This window comes from Cellulomonas bogoriensis 69B4 = DSM 16987, from assembly GCF_000767165.1.
GTDB lineage: Bacteria > Actinomycetota > Actinomycetes > Actinomycetales > Cellulomonadaceae > Actinotalea > Actinotalea bogoriensis.
Map to the genome: position 1 here is coordinate 1 of NZ_AXCZ01000350.1, position 1,075 is coordinate 1,075.

Below are 1,075 nucleotides of genomic sequence, written 5' to 3' on the forward strand. Positions count from 1 at the left end.
GCGGGGCGCCTGGACCGCTCGGGCGGCGGCGGGGCGGTGGGCCGGTGCTGGTTCTCCTGCTGAACGGCGTGGGCCGCCGCCTCGGCCTGGGCGCGCTCGCGCAGTTCACGCCTGGACAACGGCCGACCGACCGGGTCTGCCCCGCCGGGGTGCCCTGCCTCCGCCTCGAGCGCCGCGAGTCGTCGACGTTCCTCCTCACGCCGGCGGCGTCGTTCGCCGCCCGAGAGCTCACTCATGATGCCCCCGGTAGAGGTTGTGCTTGGCGATGTACTGGACCACACCGTCGGGTACCAGGTACCAGACCGGTTCCCCACGCTCGGCGCGGGCCCTGCAGTCCGTCGACGAGATCGCCAGAGCCGGCACCTCGAGCTGGGTCACCGCACCCACCGGCACGTGCTCCACGGACAACGTGTGCCCGGGACGCGTGACGGCCACGAAGTGCGCCATCGACCAGAGCTGGTCGGCGTCCTTCCACTGCAGTATCTGCTCCAGGGCGTCGGCTCCGGTGATGAAGTGGAGGTCCGCGCCGGGACGCTCACGCTGGATGTCCACGAGCGTGTCGACGGTGTAGGTCAGTCCCGGCCTGTCCACGTCCACCCGGCTGACCGTGAACCGGGGGTTCGAGGCGGTCGCGATCACCGTCATCAGGTACCGGTGCTCGGCGGAGGTCACCCCAGGGTGCTGCTTGAGCGAGGGGCGGCCGGTCGGGACGAACACGACCTCGTCGAGCTCGAGCTGGGCGGCGGCCTCGCTCGCAGCGACCAGGTGGCCGTGGTGGATGGGATCGAACGTGCCCCCCATCACCCCGATCCTCGGTCGGTGCTGACTCATGCCGCTGGCTTCCTCCAGGTACGCGTGGACGTGAGGTCGGTCAGTGACCCGAGCCGACGCTGCGGAAGGCGAACGTGACCGCCAGCAGCACCATGAGGGCACCGAACCCGATCAGCCCGTAAGCCTCCGGGGCCATCGGCAGGTGGTTGACGACCTCTGCCTGCTCAGCGGTGACCACTGCAACGTGCACGTCGGACCTCCAGGTTCCACGGCTCTCCCGCGCGGGCCGCGGGATCGGTCAAGT

3 protein-coding genes are annotated in these 1,075 nt (G+C 70.6%); all 3 read right to left on the minus strand.

Translation table 11 applies throughout. The features are described from left to right. The coding region (locus N869_RS17545; RefSeq protein WP_408606374.1) for a hypothetical protein at nt 1-236 on the minus strand (236 nt) is incomplete at its 3' end. Next, a complete protein-coding gene (gene nadD / locus N869_RS15325) occupies nt 229-831 on the minus strand; it encodes a nicotinate-nucleotide adenylyltransferase (protein ID WP_084137323.1) in 603 nt (200 codons plus the stop codon). The genes N869_RS17545 and nadD, both read right to left, overlap by 8 nt. Nucleotides 832-871: 40 nt before the next feature. After that, nucleotides 872-1,021 carry a hypothetical protein gene (locus N869_RS17550; RefSeq protein ID WP_156968603.1) on the minus strand — a complete coding sequence of 50 codons (150 nt, stop codon included), beginning with the start codon at nt 1,019-1,021 and terminating at the stop codon, nt 872-874. Between the last annotated feature and the right edge of the window lie 54 nt (nt 1,022-1,075).